Here is a 23,063-nt window from a genome sequence, read left to right on the forward strand (position 1 = left end):
ATACCGATTGGTATTATAACTTTAGAGAATGTTAAGAAAGCCTGGTAAATCGTGTGCAATGAAAAATTAAAGGCAAAAAAAACCTCCGCTGAAATAGCAGAGGTTTTGTGTGGTTCAATCGAACTTAGCCATTTTGAGAGGCTTGAATAGCCGTCAATGCGATTGTGTAAACAATATCATCAACTAGCGCACCACGTGAAAGATCATTCACTGGTTTACGCATTCCCTGCAGCATTGGACCTATGCTGATCAAATCTGCACTTCGTTGAACAGCTTTGTAGGTCGTATTACCTGTGTTTAGGTCTGGGAATACAAATACCGTCGCTTGACCCGCTACAGGGCTGTTTGGCGCTTTAGATTGAGCGACATTTGGCATTACAGCAGCATCGTATTGCAGCGGTCCATCAATAATTAAATCTGGACGTTTCTCTTTGGCGATACGTGTGGCTTCACGGACTTTATCAACATCTGAACCAGTACCTGAGCTTCCTGTTGAATAGCTAATCATCGCAACTTTAGGCTCAATACCAAAAGCGGCTGCAGACTCTGCCGACTGAATTGCAATATCGGCTAGCTGTTCTGCATTAGGATCTGGGTTGATGGCACAGTCACCATATACAAGCACCTGATCTGGCATCAACATGAAGAAAATTGACGATACTAGGCTTGAACCTGGTGCAGTTTTTATTAACTGAAGCGGAGGACGAATGGTATTGGCTGTGGTGTTAACTGCACCAGATACGATACCGTCGACTTCACCTTGAGCAACCATCATAGTACCGAGCACCATGTTATCTTCTAGCTGCTCGCGTGCGACAACCTCAGTTAGCCCTTTGTGGCGTCTTAGCTCTAGCATAGGCTCAACATATCGGTCTCGAGCTGCGATAGGATCGACAATCTCAACGCCTTCGCCTAATACCACACCTTGCTGAATTGCAATGCGCTCAATCTCTTCTCTGTTACCAATTAGCACACAATTTGCGATACCGCGTTCAGCACAGATGCTAGCAGCTTCGATGGTTCTAGGCTCATTACCTTCAGGCAGTACTACTCGTTTATGAGCTGCACGAGCGAGCTCTGTCAGCTTATATCTAAATGCTGGAGGCGATAGACGGTGTTCACGAGGAGAATTTTTAGTGACATTCTCAATCCAGTGTTGATCGATATGGCTAGCAACAAACTCCTGAACTTCCTCAATGCGTACTGCATCATCGACAGGCACTTCATGATCGAATCGTTGGATATTTAACGAGGTTTGCCAAGTGTTAGTATCAATGAGAAATACAGGTAGACCAGTTTCAAAAGCTTGTTCACAAAGCGTCATAATCTCTGGCTCAGGTTCATAGCTTCCTGTTAATAACAGGGCGCCGACCTTCACACCATTCATCGCAGCTAAACAAGCTGAGACAATAACATCAGAGCGATCACCTGAGGTCACTAGCAAAGAGTCAGTCTTTATATGGGTAACCATATTTGGAATACTGCGGGCACAGAACGTCACTTTACGAAGACGTCGTACATTCATCTCGCCAGCATTAATGATTTTTGCACTGAGGTGTTTAGCAAGATCTGAGGCTCTAGGTGCAACTAGATCTAAATTATACGGCACGCTACCTAGAATTCGCAGAGAGCTCTTGCCTGGAAGTTGGAACATATTGGCGGCATCAGGACGTTGGATATCTTGATGGTCAAATACTTCAGATAGATCAGGACGAGCACGGCCTTCATTATCAACTGGCGCACCAATTTTGTTGATAATGGCGCCTATGATGCGTTTATTCTTGGTTCCACCCCATGATTTATGAGCGATCTCGAGTCTATTCATCAAGGCTGTGGCTGTTTCATTGCCAGGTGTTGCGACAAAAATGATATCTGCATCGAGTGCTTTAGCAATCGCATAGTTAATGTCGCTAGAGAACGGGTGATTGCGTGTTTGAACTAGACCTTCAACGACCAATGTTTCAGTATTACTTGCAAATTCAGTGACACGAGCAATGATCTGCTCCATCAACACGTCAGTTTTTTCAGCGCGAATTAAATTCTCGGCATGCTCCATCTCAAAGGGTTCTAGAGGATTGACAGTCGGTGACTTACTCAAGATGGTAGTTGAACGTTCAGGCCCAGTGTCTTGTGGGCGCTGCTGAGCAATAGGTTTAAAAAAGCGAACTTTAACACCGTGGTGCTCGAAGGCGCGTACTAGGCCCAAGCTGATAGAGGTAAGGCCTACACCTGTACCAATAGGGATTAACATAATATTGCGAGACATAAAAACCTCTTTGTGGTGCTTTGCTTGATATTGTGACGATAAGCACTTATACCAAAAAATAAGCTTACTCAATGGTTGAGCAGTGGCTTGAATGTTACTTCAAGCCACTAAGAATCTAATAGGGGGTTACTTGATAAGCGCCATTGCATCTTCGGCAATAACCCACTCTTCGTTAGTTGGAATGACTAAAGCGATAGGGCCGTTATCAGTAGTGATCTGACCTTGCTTACCAAAGCGTGCTGCTGCATTACGTTCACTATCAACTTCGAAATTGAATATCTCTAGCATATTAAGCACTTTTGCACGAATAAGATCAGAGTTTTCACCGATACCGCCAGTGAATACTAAGGCATCTAAGCGGCCGAGAGGAACCGTGTAAGAAGCGATATACTTAGCGAGACGGTAGCAGAAAATATCTAATGCTAAAGTTGCACCTTTATGGCCATTCTCATAACCTTCTTCAATACCACGGCAATCATTCGTTAATTCAGAAATACCAAGTAAGCCACTTTGCTTGTTCATCAGGTTATTCACCTCATCAAGTGTATAACCAAGACGGCTAACCAGGTGATGAATGATTGATGGGTCAAGATCACCACAACGAGTGCCCATTACGAGTCCTTCAAGAGGTGTTAAACCCATTGAGGTATCTACGCTCTTGCCACCTTTTATCGCTGTCACTGACGCGCCATTACCTAAATGGGCACAGATAACATTGGTCTCTTCAATATCTTTACCGATAGCTTTAGCGGCTTCTCGGCTAACAAAAAGGTGACTCGTACCATGCATGCCATAGCGACGGATACTGTTCTCACGATACAACTTGTAAGGCAGGGCGTAGATGAATGCTTTTTCTGGCATTGTCTGATGAAAGGCTGTGTCGAATACCGCAACTTGTGGAAGCGCTGGAAAGGCGGCTTGTGCAGCTCTAATACCGATAAGGTGCGCTGGGTTATGTAGAGGTGCGAGTGCGGCACAATCTTCAATTCCCTGTACAACAGTCTCGTCAATAACCACTGAGTGAGTAAACTTCTCTCCGCCATGTACAACACGATGTCCTATAGCTTGGATCTGCTCAGCAATAAGCGGATGATCGCCCAAGATAGAGGTAACTATGTATTCAACTGCTTCACGGTGAGCGGTAAATGCTCCTAAGCTCGCTTCACTTTTTTGGCCGTTTACTTTCCATTTGATTCGAGCATCTTCCAGTCCAAAACATTCAGCAAGTCCAGAGATCTGGTCATCACCCGTTACGGCGTCGATAATCGCAAACTTGAGTGAAGAACTACCACAATTCAGTACCAATACCAGTTTGTTTGACATGTTTAAAACCTTTTAAAATGTAGTGACTATTTATCACTGAACAATATTAACTTCATGACTGTTTGCTGTCGAAGCCGTGAGAGCTGCTCTATATTAGAGCTGGAACCGCAAATTAAGCACCAGCAGGGCTGCTGCATGTGCTATTGTAAAAGCAGTATCCGTAAAAATAGGTGTTGTAATTGAGTATACAAGTTCTCAAAACGTTAGGTGATGGTCGTCGTTATATGAAGACCTGGCCTATGGTCAGACAACTTAGTCTCTTTTTTCCTGAGTATCGCGTTATTCGTGCGACTCAAATCGCTATACCCGTCATGCCGCTTCTTGCTTTACTTGCCGCGGTGAGCCAATTGCAAATTCATGGCTGGAACTTTTTGCCTCAAGCGATCACAATTGCTTTGTTTTTTATTAGCTTGCCTGTTCAAGGTCTGCTTTGGTTAGGTTGGCGGGCTCGACACCCATTACCTTTATCGCTATTTGAGTGGTGCGAACAGCTCACCACCAAATTGAGCAGCATGGGGATCAACTGTCGTCCGCTGGGCCCAAAAGCCTGTTATCTCGATATGGCTCTCATCTTAAAGGCCGCTTTCGAGCAGTTAGATAATACTTATTGGGAAGAGCTATAATTGTTTTAGTTATTCTAGCAGCGACTCTTTCACCAAGCAGCATTATCAAACTTAGTAGATAGCGTTCAGTCCCGCCTCTAGAAAAACTTGTTTAATCTGTTCCATTGTTTCACTTGATGGCGGAGATATTTTATTGAGTTGATACTCTTCGCCCATCGCTTCCCACTTGTGCTTACCTAACTCATGGTAGGGAAGCAGCTCTATTTTCTCGACATTAGTCATCGGCTTTACAAATTCAGCTAAGCGTTTTGCTGAATCAACATCATCTGTAAAACCACCCACAACGACATAGCGTATCCATGTTTTTTGTTGTTTCTTATGCAGGTACTTGGCAAAATCTAAGGTGCGGTGATTGCTGACCTGAGTGAGGTCAATATGCTGTTGGTCATCGATATGCTTTATATCGAGTAGTACAAGATCTGTGTTATCTATTAGCTCATCTATGATAGGGGTATATTTACGTACAAAGCCGTTGGTATCGAGGCAAGTGTGTATTCCCTCTTTTTTACATGCGGCAAATAGTGCGGAGACAAAATCAGCTTGCAAAATGGCTTCACCACCACTTGCTGTAACGCCACCGCCACTGGCTTCTAAAAATGGGCGATAACTGATGATCTGCTCCATGAGTTCGTTAACTTCAACTTCACGACCACCATGCAGATCCCAAGTATCGCGATTATGACAGTACTGGCAACGCATCAAGCACCCCTGCATAAAAGTAATAAACCTTATGCCTGGACCATCTACGGTTCCAAAGGATTCCAAGGAGTGGATCCGGCCTTTTACTGTCATTATCGCTCCAAATTTTTCAAAGTTAGACTTGTTAGCTGAGTAGCAAGTCTAACTTTATCACTTTAAATGCTCTAATTAATCCCAAAGCTTGAGATTAATGGTTGAGTTACATACCTTGAGTAAAAGTACGTGTGATCACATCTTGCTGCTGTTCAGGAGTCAGTGCGTTGAAACGTACTGCATAGCCCGAAACACGAATAGTAAGTTGTGGGTACTTATCCGGGTTAACTATCGCATCTTCAAGCATTTCGCGATTCATCACGTTCACGTTCAAGTGCTGACCACCTTCTCGAGAATCATTATGCGCGAAATAGCCATCCATGAGTGCCGCTAAGTTTGCACGTCTACCGTTTTCATCTTTACCCAATGCATTTGGTACGATAGAGAAGGTATATGAGATACCGTCCTGTGCATGAGCAAATGGCAGCTTGGCGACAGAGGTTAACGAAGCCACAGCACCTTTTTCATCACGTCCGTGCATCGGGTTAGCACCTGGAGCAAACGGTGCGCCAGCTGGACGACCATCTGGTGTAGTACCTGTTTTCTTACCGTAAACCACGTTAGAGGTAATAGTAAGAATAGACTGAGTCGGTATCGCATTGCGGTACATCTTCAGGGTACGGATCTTAGCCATGAAGCGCTCAACAAGTTCAGTTGCTAGGTCATCAACACGGGCATCGTTATTACCAAATTTAGGGTAATCACCTTCGATATCGAAATCTACAGCAATACCATTTTCATCACGAATTGGCTTCACGGTTGCGAATTTGATTGCAGATAGAGAATCAGCCGCAATCGATAGACCTGCAATACCACACGCCATAGTACGACGCACATCACGGTCATGAAGGGCCATAAGTGCCGCTTCATATGAGTACTTGTCATGCATGTAATGAATGGAGTTAAGTGCAGTCACATATTGTGTTGCTAACCAGTCCATCATAGTGTCTAGGTGACCCATGACATCATCAAAGTCAAGCACTTCAGATGTGATCGGTGCGATCTTTGGACCCATTTGAGTCTTCAGTTTCTCATCAACACCGCCGTTGATGGCGTATAGCATGGTTTTAGCTAAGTTAGCGCGAGCACCAAAGAACTGCATGTGCTTACCGACAACCATTGGGCTGACACAACATGCGATGGCGTAATCGTCAGATTCAAAATCAGGACGCATTAGGTCATCATTTTCGTACTGGATTGAGCTTGTATCAATTGATACTTTTGCACAGTACTTTTTAAATGCTAATGGTAGTTTTTCAGACCATAACACAGTGATGTTTGGCTCAGGGCTCGGGCCCATGTTGTATAGAGTGTGTAAGAAACGGAAGCTAGACTTAGTAACCAACGTTCTGCCATCTACACCCATACCTGCGATAGACTCAGTCGCCCAAATTGGGTCGCCAGAGAAAAGCTCATCATATTCAGGCGTACGTAGGAAACGAACCATACGTAGTTTCATCACGAAATGATCAACCATCTCCTGAGCTTGCTGCTCAGTGAGTACGCCAGCTTGAATATCTCTTTCGATAAAGATATCGATAAAGCTTGATGTACGGCCAAGGGACATTGCTGCGCCATTTTGGCTCTTAACTGCGGCTAGGTAACCGAAGTAGGTCCATTGAATCGCTTCTTTTGCATTAGTTGCAGGCTTAGAGATATCGAAGCCATAACTTGCAGCCATCTCTTTCATTTGACCAAGCGCACGATGCTGCTCTGCAATCTCTTCACGAAGTTGCATGGTGTATGACAGATCATTACCCGTTTCAAAATCGGCTTGAAGTGAGCCAAACTGAGCAAACTTATCTGCCATCAGATAATCGATACCATACAGAGCGATACGACGGTAATCACCAATAATACGGCCACGGCCATAAGCATCTGGTAAACCAGTCAATATGCCAGACTTACGACAACGCATAATCTCAGGGGTATAGATATCGAATACACCTTGGTTATGGGTTTTGCGAAGTTCTGAATAGACATATTTAACATCAGCATCCAGTTCACGGCCATAGGCTTTACATGAGCCTTCAACCATACGCACACCACCATTTGGTAGCATAGCGCGTTTTAGTGGTGCTTCGGTTTGTAGGCCAACAATAGTCTCAAGTTCTTGCTCTATGTAACCCGCTTCGTGAGATGTAATGGTAGATACTTTTTTAGTATCGAAATCAACAGGTGCGTGAGTGCTGTTTTCCTGCTTGATACCAACCATCACTTTATCCCAAAGCGTAGTGGTTGCTTCGGTTGCTTCTGCTAAAAATGACTCATCACCTTCATAAGGGGTGTAGTTTGCTTGGATAAAGTCACGAACATTGACTTCTGTTTTCCAATCACCGGCGATAAAACCTTCCCACGCAGAGGAAAATTGTTCAGTTTTTTCGGTCATAGCACAAATACCTTTTGTTAAAAAATAGGGTTACTGGTTATCGTTGTTTGCGCTGTTAAGCTGCGGACGACGATAAACAAACCAATAAGTGAGTCCTACAAAAATAGCGCCGCCAACAATGTTACCTAAGGTAACTGGAACGAGGTTATTAAGTAGGAATTGACTCCAAGTAAGATCGGCAAACTGGCTAGGCGCTATGCCCGCATTTGCCCAAAATTCTGAGGGTGCAACATGTTTAGTGATAATAGCCATTGGAATAAGGAACATATTGGCAATACAGTGTTCAAATCCGGCAGCAACAAACATGGCGACGGGTAAGATGACGGCGAGCAATTTATCAACCACAGTGCGACCAGCATAAGCCATCCATACTGCGAGACAGACCATGATGTTACACATGATGCCTAAAGCAAAGGCCTGCCCGAATGTATGTTGTAGTTTGGCTTGAGCTGTTTGCATATAGCCTAGCCCGAGTAAACCGTGGGCACCTTCATAGTGCTTTGCCATAATCATGATACCAACTAAAAGCATAGCGCCGATAAAGTTACCTAAATAAACTAAACCCCAGTTCTTCAGCAATGCTTGGGTTGTGATTCGTTTACTTGCTCTGGCTGTAATCGTTAAAACGGTAGAGGTAAATAACTCGCCACCTAAAATTACTACTAACATCAACCCTAAGCTAAAGCATAAACCGCCAATCAGTTTATTTAATCCGTAAGGCAGAACATTACCGCCAGCAGTGACAACAATGTAAAAAATAAAGGCTAAACCAATAAATACACCGGCAGTGGTCGCGAGTATCAATGTCGATAGCGTATCTCTGTTGACCTTAACTACTGCAGCATCTTCTACTTTCAATGCGGTGGCTAAGGGCGTATTAGCATCAACTAGGCTAGCTGTGTTTTTCATTTATGACCTTTATTTACCTTTGCTGCTGGTGATAAGCACCAATATAAATTCGATTAGCAGTTAAAGGAACCTTAATCTGTGTAAATGGGTTCACTATAAAGCTAGTATAAAAACATTGTAATAAAATTACGTGATCTTAGTCAATTTACTGTCTTAAAGCTAAGTGTTCTGTAATAAACTTGCAGAATCTATACTCCAAAGGTTTCCAATTGTTGAACATCTAAATTGGTAAGACCAATTTACCGTAATAATATTAACACAATCTGAATTTATCGGCACATGATCATCAGGCTGTCACTGAGGAACATACGAACTTTGGGAGCAAGATAACAATTGTATAGCTAACTCTAATTAAGGGAAACTTTAGGCATGTAAATTGCTGTTGTATTTTTATCTCATTTATATATATAAATGAGAATCAGGAGTTAACCATAAGAATCAAAATATAATTGCTGATAGTTCAGTCAATTAACCTCTCTGTTGTTAGTCATTGTCTTAGCGATAGATTCAGCGTTTGTCAGATATAAAATAAAATTTAGCAGAGGATAAAAAGGTTTGGTTAAATATAAATCAATATTGACTGAGAATTTGACTGACATAAGGCAGGGTTAGAAATGAGTTGAAATCGATCTTAAGTGTGAGTTTATGTTGTTACTTTGAGTGAAGTGTAAAATTAGTTTATATTTGCGCCCATATTATAAGAACTATGGCAGCCGTAATGGAAATCAGTACGTCAGACAATAAAACCTTAGCATCAACACAATCATCAAGTTGGCAGATGCCAGACACTTTAGTCATTATTTTTTTTGTCGCTTTAGCTGCGGCGATTATGACCTATTTTATTCCCATCGGTGCATTCGAGACTCAAGAGGTCAGCTATGTATCTGATGGCATTGAAAAGTCGCGTGTTGTTGTCGACCCAAGCTCTTTCGAGTATCAATATGACGTAGATGGTACGCCTAAATTACAGCCAGTAGCACTGTTTGAAGGGGATGGCGGAGCAGGTTTTTTTAATTTTGCTTTTGAAGGATTGGTGTCAGGCTCTAAATGGGGCAGCGCCATTGGTGTCATCATGTTTATGCTGGTGATCGGTGGCTCATTTGGTGTCGTTATGGCAACAGGGACCATAGATAATGGCATTTTACGCCTGATTGATAAAACCCGAGGGAATGAGGTGTTATTTATTCCAGTCATCTTCTCGCTGTTTTCATTAGGGGGAGCTGTATTTGGTATGGGCGAGGAGGCCATCGCATTCGCCATTATCATCTGTCCTTTGATGATAAGGCTTGGTTATGATGGGATCACGACTGTGATGGTCACCTATGTAGCCACGCAAGTCGGCTTTGCTAGCTCCTGGATGAATCCCTTTAGTGTTGCGATAGCGCAGGGGATAGCAGGAGTGCCAGTATTATCTGGCTCTGGTGTAAGGGTCGTTATGTGGCTAGGTTTTACGTTAATCGGTCTTGCCTTTACCATGCGTTATGCCAATAAGGTGAAGCGCACTCCCTCACTTTCCTATAGCTTTCACTCTGATGCTTACTTTAGAGAAAATCAAAGTAAAGCTAGCCTTGATAGCCGTTTCAACCTCGGTGATATATTAGTGTTAACCAGTATTGTTGCCACTATTGCTTGGGTGATCTGGGGAGTTGTGACTCGCGCATGGTTTATTCCAGAAATAGCTAGCCAGTTTTTTACCATGGGAATTGTCATTGGCGCAATTGGTGTTGTGTTTAAGCTTAATGGAATGACGGTTAACAAGGTGGCGACCAGTTTCAAGCAGGGGGCGGCTACTATGTTAGAGCCTGCGGTTTTAGTTGGTTGTGCTTCAGGTATTCTCATTTTGCTTGGGGGAGGTGGGCCGACAGAGCCTAGTGTTCTTAACTCCATCTTAAACAGTGCTGGCAATGTGATTGGCCAGCTTCCTAATGCGCTTTCTGCCTGGTTTATGTTGCTGTTTCAATCAGTGTTTAACTTCTTTGTGACCTCAGGCTCAGGTCAAGCGGCGCTGACTATGCCATTGATGGCGCCGCTAGCGGACATTGTCGGTGTGACTCGGCAGGTGGCTGTTTTAGCTTTTCAGCTGGGTGACGGTTTCACTAACATTTTGGTACCGACATCGGCATCACTGATGGCAACCTTAGGTGTTTGCCGAGTTGATTGGGGGGATTGGCTTAAGTTCATCTGGCGCTTTATGGTCGCTCTGTTTGTTATCTCTAGTATTGTCGTGGTGAGTGCGCATTATTTAGGGTTTAGTTAAGCGTTATATCGTGTTTGGAATGAATTAAAAAGCGGCATCAAATGATGCCGCTTTTTGTTTTGCATAACAGGGAAAAGAACAAAACATCACTTCATCCATAAGATTAAATGGCTCAAAATAGATCCGCTAATCGGTGATATAGCTGTGCTCATAGTGATTCGAGGGTGATTAGATCATGATTACAGGATGATGAGGTAAGCACCTGTATTGGCTTTGAGTTTGGGAGAGAGTTAAGTACTTAATAACCTACATCAGAACTTTTGTTAACTGCTTTTGTTAACAGCCTTTGATGAGAGCCTTTGATATTAGTCATGTTGGTTTGTGGGAGGTGTGCTATCTATAATTTGTTATGCTGACTTGGTCGTAGTGCCACCAAACAATAACAGCTTCAGTGAACCTAAGGTGTACTGGTTTTAATGTTATTTGGAGATAAAAAAACGGCATCATCAGATGCCGTTGTTTAGGTTTTTAATCCACTTAACTAAGTTAGAGATTTAGAACTTCACTTCACCTTCTAGGAAGTATTCACGTCCGCGTGCGTCATAGACTGAACGCTGGTAATGAGGCCAAGAAGTTGCAGTTGGATCGAAGTTAGGACCCGCATCAAATAAGTTCATAACACCAGCTTGAATCTTGATTGCATCAGTGATGTTGTAACCTGCAGTTAGGTTCCACTTTGTTTGAGAAGCAACTTCATGTGCACTTTCATCAAAAGCTTCACCAGCATCTTCAGCTGACTTCTTGAATGACTTGTAAGACATACCATGCATACGTGCAGTGTGGTAAGCACCAAGTGTTGTTTCGAAATCTTCGATGTAGTAACCCAATACTAAGTTTGCACGGTACTGAGGTAGTCCGCCATCATCGATATCATCATCTACAGAAGCGGTTGGATCTGTTTGTCCTTCAGACAGTAGGATGTAAGTACCGCTGAAGTTAAGCTTTAACTCACCAAGATCGTTTAGATCCCAGCCGTATCCTGCTGTCATATCGATACCACGAACTTTCTGGTAAGCAAGGTTCATAGCGACTGCGTTGATATGTGTAATAGTACCGTCAGCATCACGTGTGATCATATCTTCATATGTATCATATTCACGAGCTGCTTTATCAGCGCTGATATCGCTGACCATATCATCAAGTTTCCACTCCCATAGATCGAATGAAGCGTTAAGTGAGTCACCGCCCCATACCGCGCCTATGTTAGCTGTGTAACCTGTTTCAGCTTGTAGATCTTCGTTAGCACCTGTTGTTGTATCAATATGCAGTTCGTTACAAACTTCATGGATCTTTGGATCAGAGTGTGGCTGACCTGGTGTTCCACCCATAGATTGGCACTGCTTGAAGTCAATAACTTGGTTAAAGCCTTCAGTAGCATCACCATATACGCGGTGCATATCTGGTGCACGGAATACACTTGTCGCAGATGCTCGAACAAGTAGTTCAGCCATTGGACGGTATTGAACAGTAATTTGTGGAGATACGTTACCACCAAAATCACTGTAATCATCGTAACGTAAAGCGACATCAACTGTCAGCTCTTCAAGTACAGGCATGCTAAGTTCAGCATAAGTTGCCCAGTATGAACGCTCGCCAGCACCTGATGAACCACCAGTGGTTAGAATGTTGCCTTTAGCTGATTCAGAATCAGACTCAGACTGATATCCTTGCTCAGTGTATTCAGCACCGAAAGCGAACATAGCTGCACCAGCTGGCATTTCGAATGCGTCACCAGAGATATTAGCTTGTACGTTTTTCTGAGTAGATTGAGCTTGCTCAAATGGTGTGTATGAAGCAGCTTCAACATCAGCAGCATTCATATTTTTGAGTAGTGAGTTACCATTTTCACCTGCAGTGATGTAATCAAACATGCCACCAACAGTTGCATAACCACCACGGAAAACATCAACGTTTGTACGGCCGTAATTTACAGACGCGTCCCAGTTGTAATCTTCAAAAACAACACCTTCAAGGCCAGCAGTGAAGAAGTAGTTACGGGTTTTAGTTTCACCCATGCGGTTGCCAAACTCATGCAGACGGCGAACATAGTAGTAGTCGCCATCGGTTGCATTGGCAAAATCGCCACCAAGTGCAGTAGACTTGTCGTTAAATGTTTTGCTTAGACCGCCACCTGAAACCGTAACATTGCTACCATCGACATTGATGTCGTAATCATTGATTGCCATAGGCTCGATGCGAGTTGTAGATTTAGCTTCTGCAAAATCTAAACGACCGACAAAGGTAACATCATCAGCGAGTTCATAATTAAAGTTTGTTGAGCTGATAAAGCGTGTGCTTTCTGGCTGTAGATCACGCCATTGTGAGCGATCAAATCCACAGATACTACGAGCAGCATCCCAGAAGAAACCACCAGCAGTACACTCTTCAGGAGTTAGTGCACGAGCACCACTTGCACCTGAACTTGCATTTGCTATACGAGCGCCGTAAGAGCTGTATTGAGAGAATTCGCTATGAGGTACTTTATCGGTATGAAGACCAAAGTTCTCACGATCAGTGGCTTTTAACTGTTCATTATCAGTAAATTCGATAAATGTAGATACGTTACCGCGATCAGATGATGCGCCAAGAGAAAGTGCTACGCGGTTACTCGCGCCACCACCTTCAGTGGTGTTACCGTGGCGATATTTAAGTGCAACGCCTTCAAAATCTTTCTTTAGGATGATGTTAATTACACCACCAACAGCATCAGCACCATAAATTGCTGAACCACCAGATTTTAATACTTCGATTCTCGCCACAGCTTCCATTGGAAGGTTCGCTGTATCGACGAAGTTATCAGTACCGCCAGAAGGCTTAGGGTATTGATTAAGACGTTTACCGTCGATTAATGTCAGAGTACGGTTAGCCCCTGCATTACGTAAACTGATAGAAGATGCTGCTGGTGTGAAACCATGCACTGACTGAGTGGTCATAGCGCTAGTGGTTGATGTTAGGCTTTGTAGTGCATCTTGAATGTTGGTAAAACCTTGCTTAGCCATATCATCAGCACTTAATACTGTAACAGGCGTAGCTGTTTCCATATCAGTACGTTTAATACGCGAACCGGTAACTTCAATTCTTTCAACAGACTCATCTTCATTTGCAGCAAATACGGCTGGAGCCGCTAGAGCTGCAGTAGCAGCACCACTTATTAATGCAAAACGCACAGCGTTAGCCATTTTTGAACTTGGCAGCATTTTGTTTCTCCCTGACACTTATTATGATTTTTTAATAATTAATTTTTATATTCATAGCAAAAATATAAACATCTACACAGTTGTTAAAAACCATTGGTGCTTATTAATTAAAATCGCTAGGGTGGGGATATAAGCACGTAGTGATAACATCTGCAATAGCTTGTATTGTTAGAGGAAATGAATTCAAGTTAACTTTTTTGCAACCAAGTTGCTCATAAGTTTTAATGTTTCATTGGTTGCGAGATTGTTAATCATGGGGTTAGGTTTGTTGTGGGAATATGCATTTCAGTTAAATGTTAATATTTGATGTTTTATTGTGCGTTCAACTGTTTTTGTATGTTTAAATCTATTAACATTGATAACAACTGAGCAATAAGTTTTTTTATATAAATATGTAACTTCGAAACAAAATTGATAGAAACGTGATTTAGATCATTAGTTTTAAAACTAAGAATATATCTAAAGAGTTTAAAAAATGACCGCTGTTTACAAGTTGGATTTGATTGTAAATATCAAGTTTAACTAATTGGATTATGAGAGGAGAGAATGATAGGGAGTTAAGTAATAGATCTTAGCCACTGAGTTACAGTGGCTAAGGTATTATCGAACAGTAAGCTCTAGTTTTTACATTTAACCGTAAGCGAGTTAACTTTATGCCGCTTTTGCTCCGAGAGTATAGTGCGTCAAGTATCGATAGGTGACATAAAGCACAACTAATGTCGCTATGAAGAGTTCGCCAGCAGCAGCTTGTTGTATTAAGTGGCTAAGATCACTTGACCCATATACCTCAGTAAGCCAGTAATATGTTTTCGTTAATGCTGTAGCTCCTATCACCATAGGGAAAGTAAACGCTGCGTAGCCTGGTGAAAAGGGCAGTCTCATTAAGTGAAAGAAGGCGAGATAGATAACACTCGTCATTAGGATGGCAATACTTAGTAATAGTGCCACTATGACTACCGAAGGGTGGTTACTTATCGTCAAGTAACCTGCCAAAGATAGGCTTGCCGGCGCTGCCATAATTGCAATTGTTGGTTTTGCCGCGTCTGGAATAGGGGCACAAAATATTAAGCGGTATAACATAATGGGTAACATCACTAAGTAACATGCCATACCAAAGTTAAGTGTCGCTTGCGCTATCCATTGAAGATCTAATTGGTTTGATGGAAAGCTTACTGCAGCGACAATAATGCCAATTGGAGGAACGAACCAGCTCGGTACCATATGTTCCAGTTTAAAATCAATTGCCCTGAAGTACACAAACATACTGAGAAAAACTAGGTGGATTATAATAGCAACGACCCAGATAATTTGGCCTGTCAGTGCATATATACTTCCAATCGCATTGGAAACGACCATAAGGGCCATGGCAAATGTAGGTATAACACTGCCAACGACAGGGTGGGTTAACTCATCTTTGAGTATATTCGGATGAAGCGCAAATTTAATGACAAGCGTACTTAGCATTACAGCCGCTATACCTGCACTAAACATCTGTCCGAGGCCATTCATACTAGGCAACATACTCTCCCAAGCCCAGCCTAAGCTTGCAATAGCAAGTGCTAAACCAGCCATTGGACTGGGTAAACGTGAAGCTCTATGTGAAAGGTGCTGAAAGGTAGATTTCATCTCTACTCCCTAGGTAATAAGTGATATCACTATGTTAAGGGAGTAGAGTGAGTAAGAATATTTGATTGTACTTACTCAATAGTTAAATTAAATTTAACAATTGAGTAGTTCAGATAAAGTTTGCTTAAATGGGTTTGAGTTTGCAGCGTAATAAAGTATGCCCTAATCCAATTTCATCTATATCTTCATCAACATATAAGCCCGCTTCAGAGATGAGGCTTAGCATATCTTTCGAGTGATACATTCTACTGTCGCCATTTGCCATAGCGGTGAAATAGATAGATGTTGCATTAACACAATAAGCCCCAGCCTCAAAGGGCTGTCTGTCCCAGTAAGTTTCTAAAATGCAGAGCTCACTCGCTGAAGTCATACTTTTAGCTGTTCGCTTTAAAATGCTCAATATTTGTGGTTTTGAAAAGCAATCTAAAAATTGGCTCATCCAATAGAGATCGCCACCGTTGCAAAATGACTGGCTTTCATCGAGTAGATCGCAGGGAAAGCCATTAACTCGTTGACCAACGCCTTTTTCCTGTGCATTTTTTAACGCCACCTTGAGTTGTCCAGGTAGATCCATAATGGTTATCTTGACGTCAGTATTGTAGCCAGTGCAAGCAAGTGCCCATTTTCCAGTATTACCACCAACATCGATGATATGTTGAGGGTCACTTTTGAAAATAAGTGGTAATAGCTGACCAAAAGCATGATCTGAATAGTAGTGGTCGAACTCAAACCAACTCTGTTTTACCTGTTCAGGAAGCTCGCTAAGGGTCGGATATATGGTTTCCCAATCACCAAAGACTTTCAGACCATTTGGTTTGCCCTCTAGTAGCGAAGACTCCAATTCAAACATGCCTTGATAGCAAACGTCATGAACAAAGTTAAGGTTCACTTTTGCCATATCATCATGGAGTAAAAAGTAGCCAATTTTATCGAGACGGTATTGTGAATCGTTTTGCCATAAAAGACCCATGCTGAGTCCCATGTCGATCAGTACGCTTATAGCGTATTCTGAAAGTGAGGTTTTATCCTTAACTTGCTCCAGTGAGCAACCTTCTTCACCGGCGGCATCTATCAGTTCTAAAATACCAAACTTTAATAGGCAGCGAGCAACCTGAAAGGTAATTGGAGCAAAAGCAATCTTTTGTGCTTCAAATTTTGCATCGAAAGCACTGACATCCTGTGGAGATTGGTAAAAAGGCATAATGAAAAAAGGCTCATATATATAAGTAAAAACGCAACTTACTCTATCATGATGAGCAGAAAGAACGGTATGAAATAATTGTTTTTAGGATTCTATTATGAAAACTTGTGATGAACTCGGACTTTAGTTGAGAGGGATATCTTGATGGTACCTAATGTGTCACTCGCTTGAGTACCTCTGCAAATGCTCCTGGGAATGTTCCAATACCCACAATTGTGGCGATGATCATCCAAGAGGTGAGCTTATCTTTAAGGATTAGCGGGCTCAAATGTGCTGAAGCGCTAGGTTGATAAAACATGATCACAACAACTCTGAGGTAAAAGTAGAGCCCAATTACACTCGCAACAACCAACATGCTCAATGGCCACCAGATCTCGCCAGCAATTGCTGCAGTAATAAGATAAAACTTGCCCATAAATCCCACCGTTAATGGAATACCGGCTAGGGATAGCATTAGGAGACTTAAACAACTAGCCTGCAAAGGTTGCAACCAAAAAAGGCCGGTTAATTGCGAGATTGAGGATTTAGCACCCAGTTGCATCAAAATGAGGAAAGTGCCTGTCAGTGTGATGAGGTAGGCCAATAGATAAAACAGCATAGCTTCAGTAGTGAAAATATCATCATTCAGCAAATTAACGTCATGATTGACCAGCAGTAAAATTATCAATAGATAGCCGAAATGGGAAATTGAAGAAAAAGCCAAGATCCGCATTATCCTCTGTTGCTGTAATGCGAGTAGGTTACCCATCAGCATAGAGCACACAGCTACAAGGGTAATGCTGTCGACAAGAGTGTGGTATTGCTGCCATTGTGCGAAGCTAAAGAGTCGCCATAAAACGATAAATGCAGCAAATTTCGAGATAATCGCTAGCAGGGCTGTACTAGGGAGTGGAGCTCCTTCAAATATGTCCGCAACCCAAAGATGACAAGGCACCAGTGAAAGTTTAAAGCAGAGACCAATAAAGATGAAAGTACCGCCAATCGGTAAGAGAAGCTGACCACCCTCAAAGGCCATCAGAGTGGTTGGGCTTAAGCTCGCTATGTTTGTTTGATGGATGTTACCTGTGAATACGGTTTCAAATGATAAGCTGCCTGTTTGTAAATATATGAGGGCCATTCCCATCAAGATTAACGCTGAGGCCACAGCCGACAACACAAGATACTTTACCCCCGCCTCATGATTACTACTATCTGTTTTAGAGTAAGCAATCATGCCTACAAATGAGAGGCTCATTATCTCTAGTGATATGAAAAAACTTGCGAAGTGTTGGCTAGAAGTCAGTGAGGTAGCGCCTATAGCAAGTGTTAAAACCAGCAAGTAAAATTCTTCATTGCTGTTGCTATTGAGCTTTAGCCACTGATAGAGCTGACTCCATAATGCTATTATAAAAATTAAAATACTGGTTGAGATAAAGGCATTTACAGAGTTAAAAATAAATAGTGGCAGGGAAAGGGTTGCAGCATCAATTAAATAACATTGAACTAAAGCAGCCCCAATCAATGCCAGACCAGATATCCAAAATGCGTGTTGATGGTTTCGCTTCAATGCAATGCTTATCAATAAGGTAAGTATGGCAGTCAGTAAGATAAGTGTAGGAAGATAATGGCTAGTCATTATGTCACCCCTTCAATACGCGTTACCGCTAATATTTGCATTAAAGGTTGCTGTAACAGATCCAGAATTGGCTGCGGATATATGCCAATTAATATTAAACCAGTGGCAATACAAAATAGTGTTGCTCGCTGTTTAATATTCAGATCTGAAGGAGTCGCTAAAGCCTTATCTAGATGTACCGTCGCAGCTAATATATTGCTTTTACCTGGGCCCCAAAAGCTTTTTTGAATAAGCCGAAGTGAGTAAATTGCACCTAGAATTAATCCAAGAGATGCAGCTACGGCAAAATAAGCATTTTGCTCAAATGTGCCAATGAGTACGAGTAGCTCGCCGATAAAATTACCTAACCCAGGCATGCCTAAAGAGGCTACGGCGAAAAAGAGTCCCATAGCGCTCAAATTAGGTAACTGTTGCCATAAGCCAGAAAACTGATTGAGATCTCTCGTGTGTAACTTGTGCTGTATCAAGCCAACAAGCATAAATAGAGCAGCACTACTCAGGCCATGAGCTAGCATCTGTATCATGGCACCTTGAAGGGCGATATAGTTCAAGCTAAAGCACCCGAGTACAACAAATCCCATATGACTCACACTCGAGTATGCAACGACTCTTTTCAGATCATGCTGAGCAAATGCCAAGACAGCTCCATAGATGATACTCATCACCCCAAGCAGCAGCATAACTGGAGACCAAAACTGTACAGCGTCAGGGAATAAGGGGAGCACAAACCTAATTAATCCATAGCCTCCAGTTTTAAGCAAAATAGCCGCTAAAATGATGCTTACTGGTGTCGGTGCTTGAGTGTGAGCATCTGGCAGCCAAGGGTGAAAGGGAAATGCGGGAAGTTTGACGAGAAAGGCGAGTATAAAGCCTAAGCAGATCCATTGACCAATAGGGGCGACAATAGGAGATTGAATGAGTGTGTGATAGTTAAAACTGAGTATTGATGTTTCCTGGTAGTGTGTTGCTGCTAAAGCGATAATGCTGAGTAGCATCAATAAACCGCCAGCTTGGGTGAACAGAAAAAACTTAAGTGCTGCATATCGACGATTTTCATGTCCCCAAATTGCAATAAGAAAATAAAGTGGGACCAACATAACTTCCCAAAATACAAAAAATAGCAGTAGATCCATGGCAAGAAAAACACCAATAATGCCAGCAAAAGTCCAAAGAAAGTTGAAGTAGAAGAAACCTTGGTGCTTTTTTATCTCTTCCCACGCTGAAGAGAGAGCAAGTAGCCCAACCAATAAGGTGAGTATGATTAGCGCTAGACTTAAACCATCCATTGATAACTGTGCGCCAATATTCAGCCTCTCTATCCAGATCACCCCTTCGTCAAATAGCCATTGCCCCCGATGGTCTCCATTGAAAAGCGTATTTGAAAGGGTTGTCGTTAATAAGAGAAGTAAGACTAAGCTGAGAGTAACAAGCGTTATTGTCTTAGGGAGTCTAGTGCTTATTTTCTCACTATATAAGGCGATAACGCCACCTAGCAAAGGGAGTATGATTAACGTCGTCAATATCATCTGATCAATCCCCATGCAATTACAACGGCACAAAAGATGACTAAACTGGCGCTATAGCTTCTGAGTTTTCCCGTTTGCAGTTGATTTAGTAATAAGTGCAGTTGGTGGCTAAATCTCTCCATAGCAGTATAAGCTGAGTCAATTAAATCATGACGATTGGCGTACGTTATGTTACGAAATGGCTGGATAATTAATGTGTTATACAGTGCATCAAACCCCCAACCTGAACGCAAGAAAACGACAATCGTGTTTGTTGATTGACCTGAATTATTTGTCGTAGTAAACAGGCCTTTTTTGAATAACCACCATGCCAATAAAATGGTCGCGATAGGCAATATGATTGGCAACCAATGTTGCAGTGGACTTAACGTACCTGAGCCTGACATTCCGAACTCATTAAAAAGGTGTGAAACTCCTGTAGGCTGAATGCCACCGAGTAGAGATAAAGTCATCAAAATGATAAGTACTGAGCCCATGACGATAGGTGTGCTGTGAGTCGGCGTGAGCTTTTGAGGGCCACAAAAGATGAGAAGAAATAGCTTTGCACTGTAGAGTGCAGTAAAAAAGGCACCAAGCAATGCACACCACCACAATATGGACTGATGACTTAAGGCTACTTGCTCTAATATTAATTCTTTACTGAAAAACCCGGATGTCATCGGTAGCGATGCGAGTGCGGCACAGCCGATAGCAAAGCTAGTTGCTAACAGTGGTAGTCTTTGGCGCAATCCTCCCATTTTTGTTATGTCTTGCTCATGATTCATACAATAGATAAGTGCGCCAGCACTAAGAAAGAGCAGTGCTTTAAAGAAAGCATGTGTCATTAGATGAAATACTGCACTTGATACAGAGCCAACACCTAATGCGAGAAACATATATCCGAGCTGACTAATTGTCGAGTAAGCCAATATGCGTTTTAGATCAGATTGGCAAAGTGCCGATGTTGCCCCTAGTAGCAAGGTGAACACGCCTGTAAATGCGATAACAGTGAGTACATGTGGAGAGAGCTGATAGAGGGCATCATTTCTGGCAACTAAGTAGATGCCAGCGGTAACCATAGTTGCAGCGTGGATAAGTGCGCTGACAGGTGTTGGGCCGGCCATCGCGTCTGGTAGCCAAGAGTGGAGAGGGGCCTGGGCTGATTTACCTGCTGCGCCTGCAAACAGTAGTAAACAAGCTAAATTAATTAACGTTGAGTTAGGGAGGTCTGCTTGCTGTGATATTAACTGTGACTCAATTTGGATCTGCTGAATATTAAGTGAGTTGAATTGATAAAACAGTATGATGATGCCGATTAGCATCGCTGTGTCACCAATACGAGTGATAATAAAAGCTTTATTAGCGGCCTGATTATTTACCGTTTTTTTATACCAAAAACCAATCAATAAATAACTGCAAAGCCCAACGCCTTCCCAGCCTAAATAAAGGAGTATTAAGTTATCTGCCAGCACCAGAAACAGCATGGCTGAAACAAACAGGTTTAAGTAGGCAAAAAATCGACATTGATGACTATCATCTATCATGTAACTTGCTGAATAGAGGTGAATCAATGTACCGATGCAGGTGATGATAGTGAGCATGACCAGTGATAAAGGATCGAGATATAACCCAAATCTAAACGTTAAGAGATCAAGGTTTAGCCACTCTCCCAGTTGGGCTTGAACAATGAATAACTCATGCTCCCAAAGCATAACGTTCAGTGTCAGGGTAAGCAGTGCGGATAAGGTGACAGAGCCTACGCCTAGCACTCTTATCCAGCCTATTTGGGGCTGAAAAAGTAATAAACAGATAGCGCTAGAAAGCGGGAGTAAAGGGATTGCTTTCAAAATAATATCCATATCAGCCCCTCAACTTGGTGAGTTTATCGACATCTAAGTCTTTTTGATGTCTGAATATATGGATAACGAGTGCGAGACCGACTGCGACCTCAGAAGCTGCCAGTGTGAGAATGAGCAAGTACATCAGTTGCCCGTCTACATTGTTATGTAAACTTGCAGCAGCGATGAATATTAAAGCAATACCGTTAAGCATTATCTCCAATGAGATAAGCATAAAGAGCAAGTTTCTACGGCTAAGTAAACCAAATAAGCCGATAGTGAATAGCACGATACTTAACACGAGCACCCAGATAATCGCTATCATCAGCGTTTGCTCCCTGTGTTAATAGTGTCAATAGTGTTCAGGTTTGTGCTGTCGAGACTTGATACTATTTTGATGGGGGCATGATCCGCTTTTACAAAACCAGCTTTTACAGTACTAGCCTCGCCGGGCTGGTGGCTGTGGTTAACCTCGAGCTGGTTTTTACTGTACTGCCCCTTACCGAACTGTCTCTTGGTTATATGTATCGCGCTGACAAGGGCTGCTAGCAGCAGAACTGCAGATAAAACCACTAGAGCTTGGTAGCGCCCAAACAGCGCAATAGCGAGTTGTTTCACTGAAACACTATTGATTAACGTTTCGGTATGTAGGCCGACAGCACCCATGGAGATCACGAGCAGTTCAATCACTAATATGCTCGACAGTATCAGCGGGCCCATTGCCGCCTTGGTGCTAAAAAGTTTACGCTCAGAAGATAAGCTGTGCTCACCTTGGTGCAACATCATAGTGACGAAAACGAATAACACCATGATTGCCCCTGCGTATACGATGATCTGTAAAGCGGCAGCAAAAGGGGAGCCGAGCAAGAAAAAGATGAGTGCAACGGCTAGCATCATAGTCACTAAATAGAGGAGGGCGTGAACAATATTGTGCGATGTAACCGTGATGAGTGCAGCTACAATGGCAATAGTGGCTGTGAGCAGAAATATTAATTCGTTCATGGCAGTAAGCTCCTTACGTCGATAGGCGCCTGTTCATTCACTGCTTCGCCTTTCTCTTTACCTGAAATTGCTTTACCACTGACCTTATAAAAATTGTATTGATGGTATTTTCCAGGGCCATCAATCAGCAAGTGTTGCTTTTCGTAAACTAGGTTTTGTCTGTCATATTCAGCCATCTCAAAATCAGGGGTAAGTTGTATGGCATGTGTTGGGCATGCCTCTTCGCAAAAGCCGCACATAATACAGCGTGAAAAGTTGATGGTGAATGTATCTGCTTGCCAGCGGCCATCGGATAACTCTGTTTTTTCCACAGAGATACAGTCGACTGGACATGCTACTGAGCAAAGGTTACATGCTACGCATCGTTCCTCTCCGTCAGGATCTCGAGTGAGGATAATACGTCCCCTGTAACGAGGTGAAAGATAAGGCTTCTCCTCTGGATACTGGCGGGTATCAGCAGGTGTAAACGTATGTTTAAGGACAGAGATAAGGGTTTTTATTTGACTAATCAAACTCACTC

At 42.6% G+C, this 23,063-nt stretch carries 16 protein-coding genes; 2 read left to right on the forward strand and 14 right to left on the reverse strand.

The window, feature by feature from the left end; genetic code table 11:
• Positions 1 to 124 precede the first annotated feature (124 nt).
• Complete coding sequence (gene pta / locus BM736_RS18055) at positions 125 to 2,266, reverse strand: phosphate acetyltransferase (RefSeq protein WP_076414743.1); 2,142 nt, start codon at positions 2,264 to 2,266, stop codon at positions 125 to 127.
• 126 nt (positions 2,267 to 2,392) lie between these two features.
• Positions 2,393 to 3,589, reverse strand: coding sequence for an acetate kinase (gene ackA / locus BM736_RS18060; RefSeq protein WP_076414745.1), 1,197 nt, complete (start codon positions 3,587 to 3,589; stop codon positions 2,393 to 2,395).
• 179 nt (positions 3,590 to 3,768) lie between these two features.
• Between ackA and yfbV the strand changes: the two genes are divergently transcribed.
• Positions 3,769 to 4,212, forward strand: coding sequence for a terminus macrodomain insulation protein YfbV (gene yfbV / locus BM736_RS18065; protein WP_076414747.1), 444 nt, complete (start codon positions 3,769 to 3,771; stop codon positions 4,210 to 4,212).
• A 51-nt stretch (positions 4,213 to 4,263) separates the two neighbouring features.
• Here the strand turns inward: yfbV and pflA are convergent, their stop codons facing one another.
• The 3 genes from pflA to focA form a co-directional block, all read right to left on the reverse strand.
• Positions 4,264 to 5,004 carry a pyruvate formate lyase 1-activating protein gene (gene pflA / locus BM736_RS18070; RefSeq protein WP_076414749.1) on the reverse strand — a complete coding sequence of 247 codons (741 nt, stop codon included), beginning with the start codon at positions 5,002 to 5,004 and terminating at the stop codon, positions 4,264 to 4,266.
• Between the two features lie 106 nt (positions 5,005 to 5,110).
• Positions 5,111 to 7,393, reverse strand: coding sequence for a formate C-acetyltransferase (pflB, locus tag BM736_RS18075; RefSeq protein ID WP_076414751.1), 2,283 nt, complete (start codon positions 7,391 to 7,393; stop codon positions 5,111 to 5,113).
• A gap of 30 nt (positions 7,394 to 7,423) precedes the next feature.
• A complete protein-coding gene (gene focA, locus BM736_RS18080; RefSeq protein WP_076414753.1) occupies positions 7,424 to 8,302 on the reverse strand; it encodes a formate transporter FocA in 879 nt (292 codons plus the stop codon).
• 718 nt (positions 8,303 to 9,020) lie between these two features.
• Here focA and yfcC point away from each other — a divergent pair.
• Complete coding sequence (gene yfcC, locus BM736_RS18085; RefSeq protein ID WP_076414755.1) at positions 9,021 to 10,559, forward strand: putative basic amino acid antiporter YfcC; 1,539 nt, start codon at positions 9,021 to 9,023, stop codon at positions 10,557 to 10,559.
• A gap of 494 nt (positions 10,560 to 11,053) precedes the next feature.
• On the opposite strand, the gene BM736_RS18090 is transcribed toward yfcC, so the two are convergent.
• From BM736_RS18090 to nuoI, 9 genes are all read right to left on the reverse strand, one after another.
• Positions 11,054 to 13,756: a TonB-dependent receptor domain-containing protein gene (locus BM736_RS18090; RefSeq protein WP_076414757.1), complete on the reverse strand. Its 2,703-nt coding sequence runs from the start codon at positions 13,754 to 13,756 to the stop codon at positions 11,054 to 11,056.
• A 651-nt stretch (positions 13,757 to 14,407) separates the two neighbouring features.
• Positions 14,408 to 15,382 (reverse strand): TDT family transporter, encoded by a 975-nt coding sequence (locus tag BM736_RS18095; RefSeq protein WP_076414759.1) that lies wholly within the window; start codon positions 15,380 to 15,382, stop codon positions 14,408 to 14,410.
• A gap of 124 nt (positions 15,383 to 15,506) precedes the next feature.
• Positions 15,507 to 16,583 carry a class I SAM-dependent methyltransferase gene (locus BM736_RS18100; RefSeq protein WP_076414761.1) on the reverse strand — a complete coding sequence of 359 codons (1,077 nt, stop codon included), beginning with the start codon at positions 16,581 to 16,583 and terminating at the stop codon, positions 15,507 to 15,509.
• A 151-nt stretch (positions 16,584 to 16,734) separates the two neighbouring features.
• Positions 16,735 to 18,198, reverse strand: coding sequence for an NADH-quinone oxidoreductase subunit N (locus tag BM736_RS18105; RefSeq protein WP_076414763.1), 1,464 nt, complete (start codon positions 18,196 to 18,198; stop codon positions 16,735 to 16,737).
• Entirely contained in the window at positions 18,198 to 19,724 is a 1,527-nt protein-coding gene (locus tag BM736_RS18110) for a NuoM family protein (protein ID WP_076414767.1), read from the reverse strand. The genes BM736_RS18105 and BM736_RS18110 overlap by 1 nt, the downstream gene beginning before the upstream one ends.
• Positions 19,721 to 21,562 (reverse strand): NADH-quinone oxidoreductase subunit L, encoded by a 1,842-nt coding sequence (nuoL, locus tag BM736_RS18115; RefSeq protein WP_076414769.1) that lies wholly within the window; start codon positions 21,560 to 21,562, stop codon positions 19,721 to 19,723. Before nuoL ends, BM736_RS18110 begins: the two co-directional genes overlap by 4 nt.
• 1 nt (position 21,563) lies before the next feature.
• A complete protein-coding gene (gene nuoK, locus BM736_RS18120) occupies positions 21,564 to 21,866 on the reverse strand; it encodes an NADH-quinone oxidoreductase subunit NuoK (protein WP_076414772.1) in 303 nt (100 codons plus the stop codon).
• Positions 21,866 to 22,543, reverse strand: coding sequence for an NADH-quinone oxidoreductase subunit J (locus tag BM736_RS18125; protein ID WP_076414774.1), 678 nt, complete (start codon positions 22,541 to 22,543; stop codon positions 21,866 to 21,868). Before BM736_RS18125 ends, nuoK begins: the two co-directional genes overlap by 1 nt.
• Positions 22,540 to 23,055, reverse strand: coding sequence for an NADH-quinone oxidoreductase subunit NuoI (gene nuoI, locus BM736_RS18130; protein ID WP_076414776.1), 516 nt, complete (start codon positions 23,053 to 23,055; stop codon positions 22,540 to 22,542). Before nuoI ends, BM736_RS18125 begins: the two co-directional genes overlap by 4 nt.
• Between the last annotated feature and the right edge of the window lie 8 nt (positions 23,056 to 23,063).

Origin of the sequence: Shewanella sp. UCD-KL12, assembly GCF_001957125.1 — a bacterium.
In the GTDB taxonomy this organism is placed as follows: Bacteria; Pseudomonadota; Gammaproteobacteria; order Enterobacterales; family Shewanellaceae; genus Shewanella.

Coding starts and splice junctions, on each gene's coding strand:
- nuoL (WP_076414769.1), bottom strand. CDS start 21,562: ATGGATATTATTTTGAAAGCAATCCCTTTACTCCCGCTTTCTAGCGCT.
- BM736_RS18095 (WP_076414759.1), bottom strand. CDS start 15,382: ATGAAATCTACCTTTCAGCACCTTTCACATAGAGCTTCACGTTTACCC.
- BM736_RS18090 (WP_076414757.1), bottom strand. CDS start 13,756: ATGCTGCCAAGTTCAAAAATGGCTAACGCTGTGCGTTTTGCATTAATA.
- nuoK (WP_076414772.1), bottom strand. CDS start 21,866: ATGATAGCGATTATCTGGGTGCTCGTGTTAAGTATCGTGCTATTCACT.
- BM736_RS18100 (WP_076414761.1), bottom strand. CDS start 16,583: ATGCCTTTTTACCAATCTCCACAGGATGTCAGTGCTTTCGATGCAAAA.
- pta (WP_076414743.1), bottom strand. CDS start 2,266: ATGTCTCGCAATATTATGTTAATCCCTATTGGTACAGGTGTAGGCCTT.
- pflA (WP_076414749.1), bottom strand. CDS start 5,004: ATGACAGTAAAAGGCCGGATCCACTCCTTGGAATCCTTTGGAACCGTA.
- BM736_RS18110 (WP_076414767.1), bottom strand. CDS start 19,724: ATGATATTGACGACGTTAATCATACTCCCTTTGCTAGGTGGCGTTATC.
- yfcC (WP_076414755.1), top strand. CDS start 9,021: ATGGAAATCAGTACGTCAGACAATAAAACCTTAGCATCAACACAATCA.
- ackA (WP_076414745.1), bottom strand. CDS start 3,589: ATGTCAAACAAACTGGTATTGGTACTGAATTGTGGTAGTTCTTCACTC.
- focA (WP_076414753.1), bottom strand. CDS start 8,302: ATGAAAAACACAGCTAGCCTAGTTGATGCTAATACGCCCTTAGCCACC.
- pflB (WP_076414751.1), bottom strand. CDS start 7,393: ATGACCGAAAAAACTGAACAATTTTCCTCTGCGTGGGAAGGTTTTATC.
- BM736_RS18105 (WP_076414763.1), bottom strand. CDS start 18,198: ATGACTAGCCATTATCTTCCTACACTTATCTTACTGACTGCCATACTT.
- BM736_RS18125 (WP_076414774.1), bottom strand. CDS start 22,543: ATGAACGAATTAATATTTCTGCTCACAGCCACTATTGCCATTGTAGCT.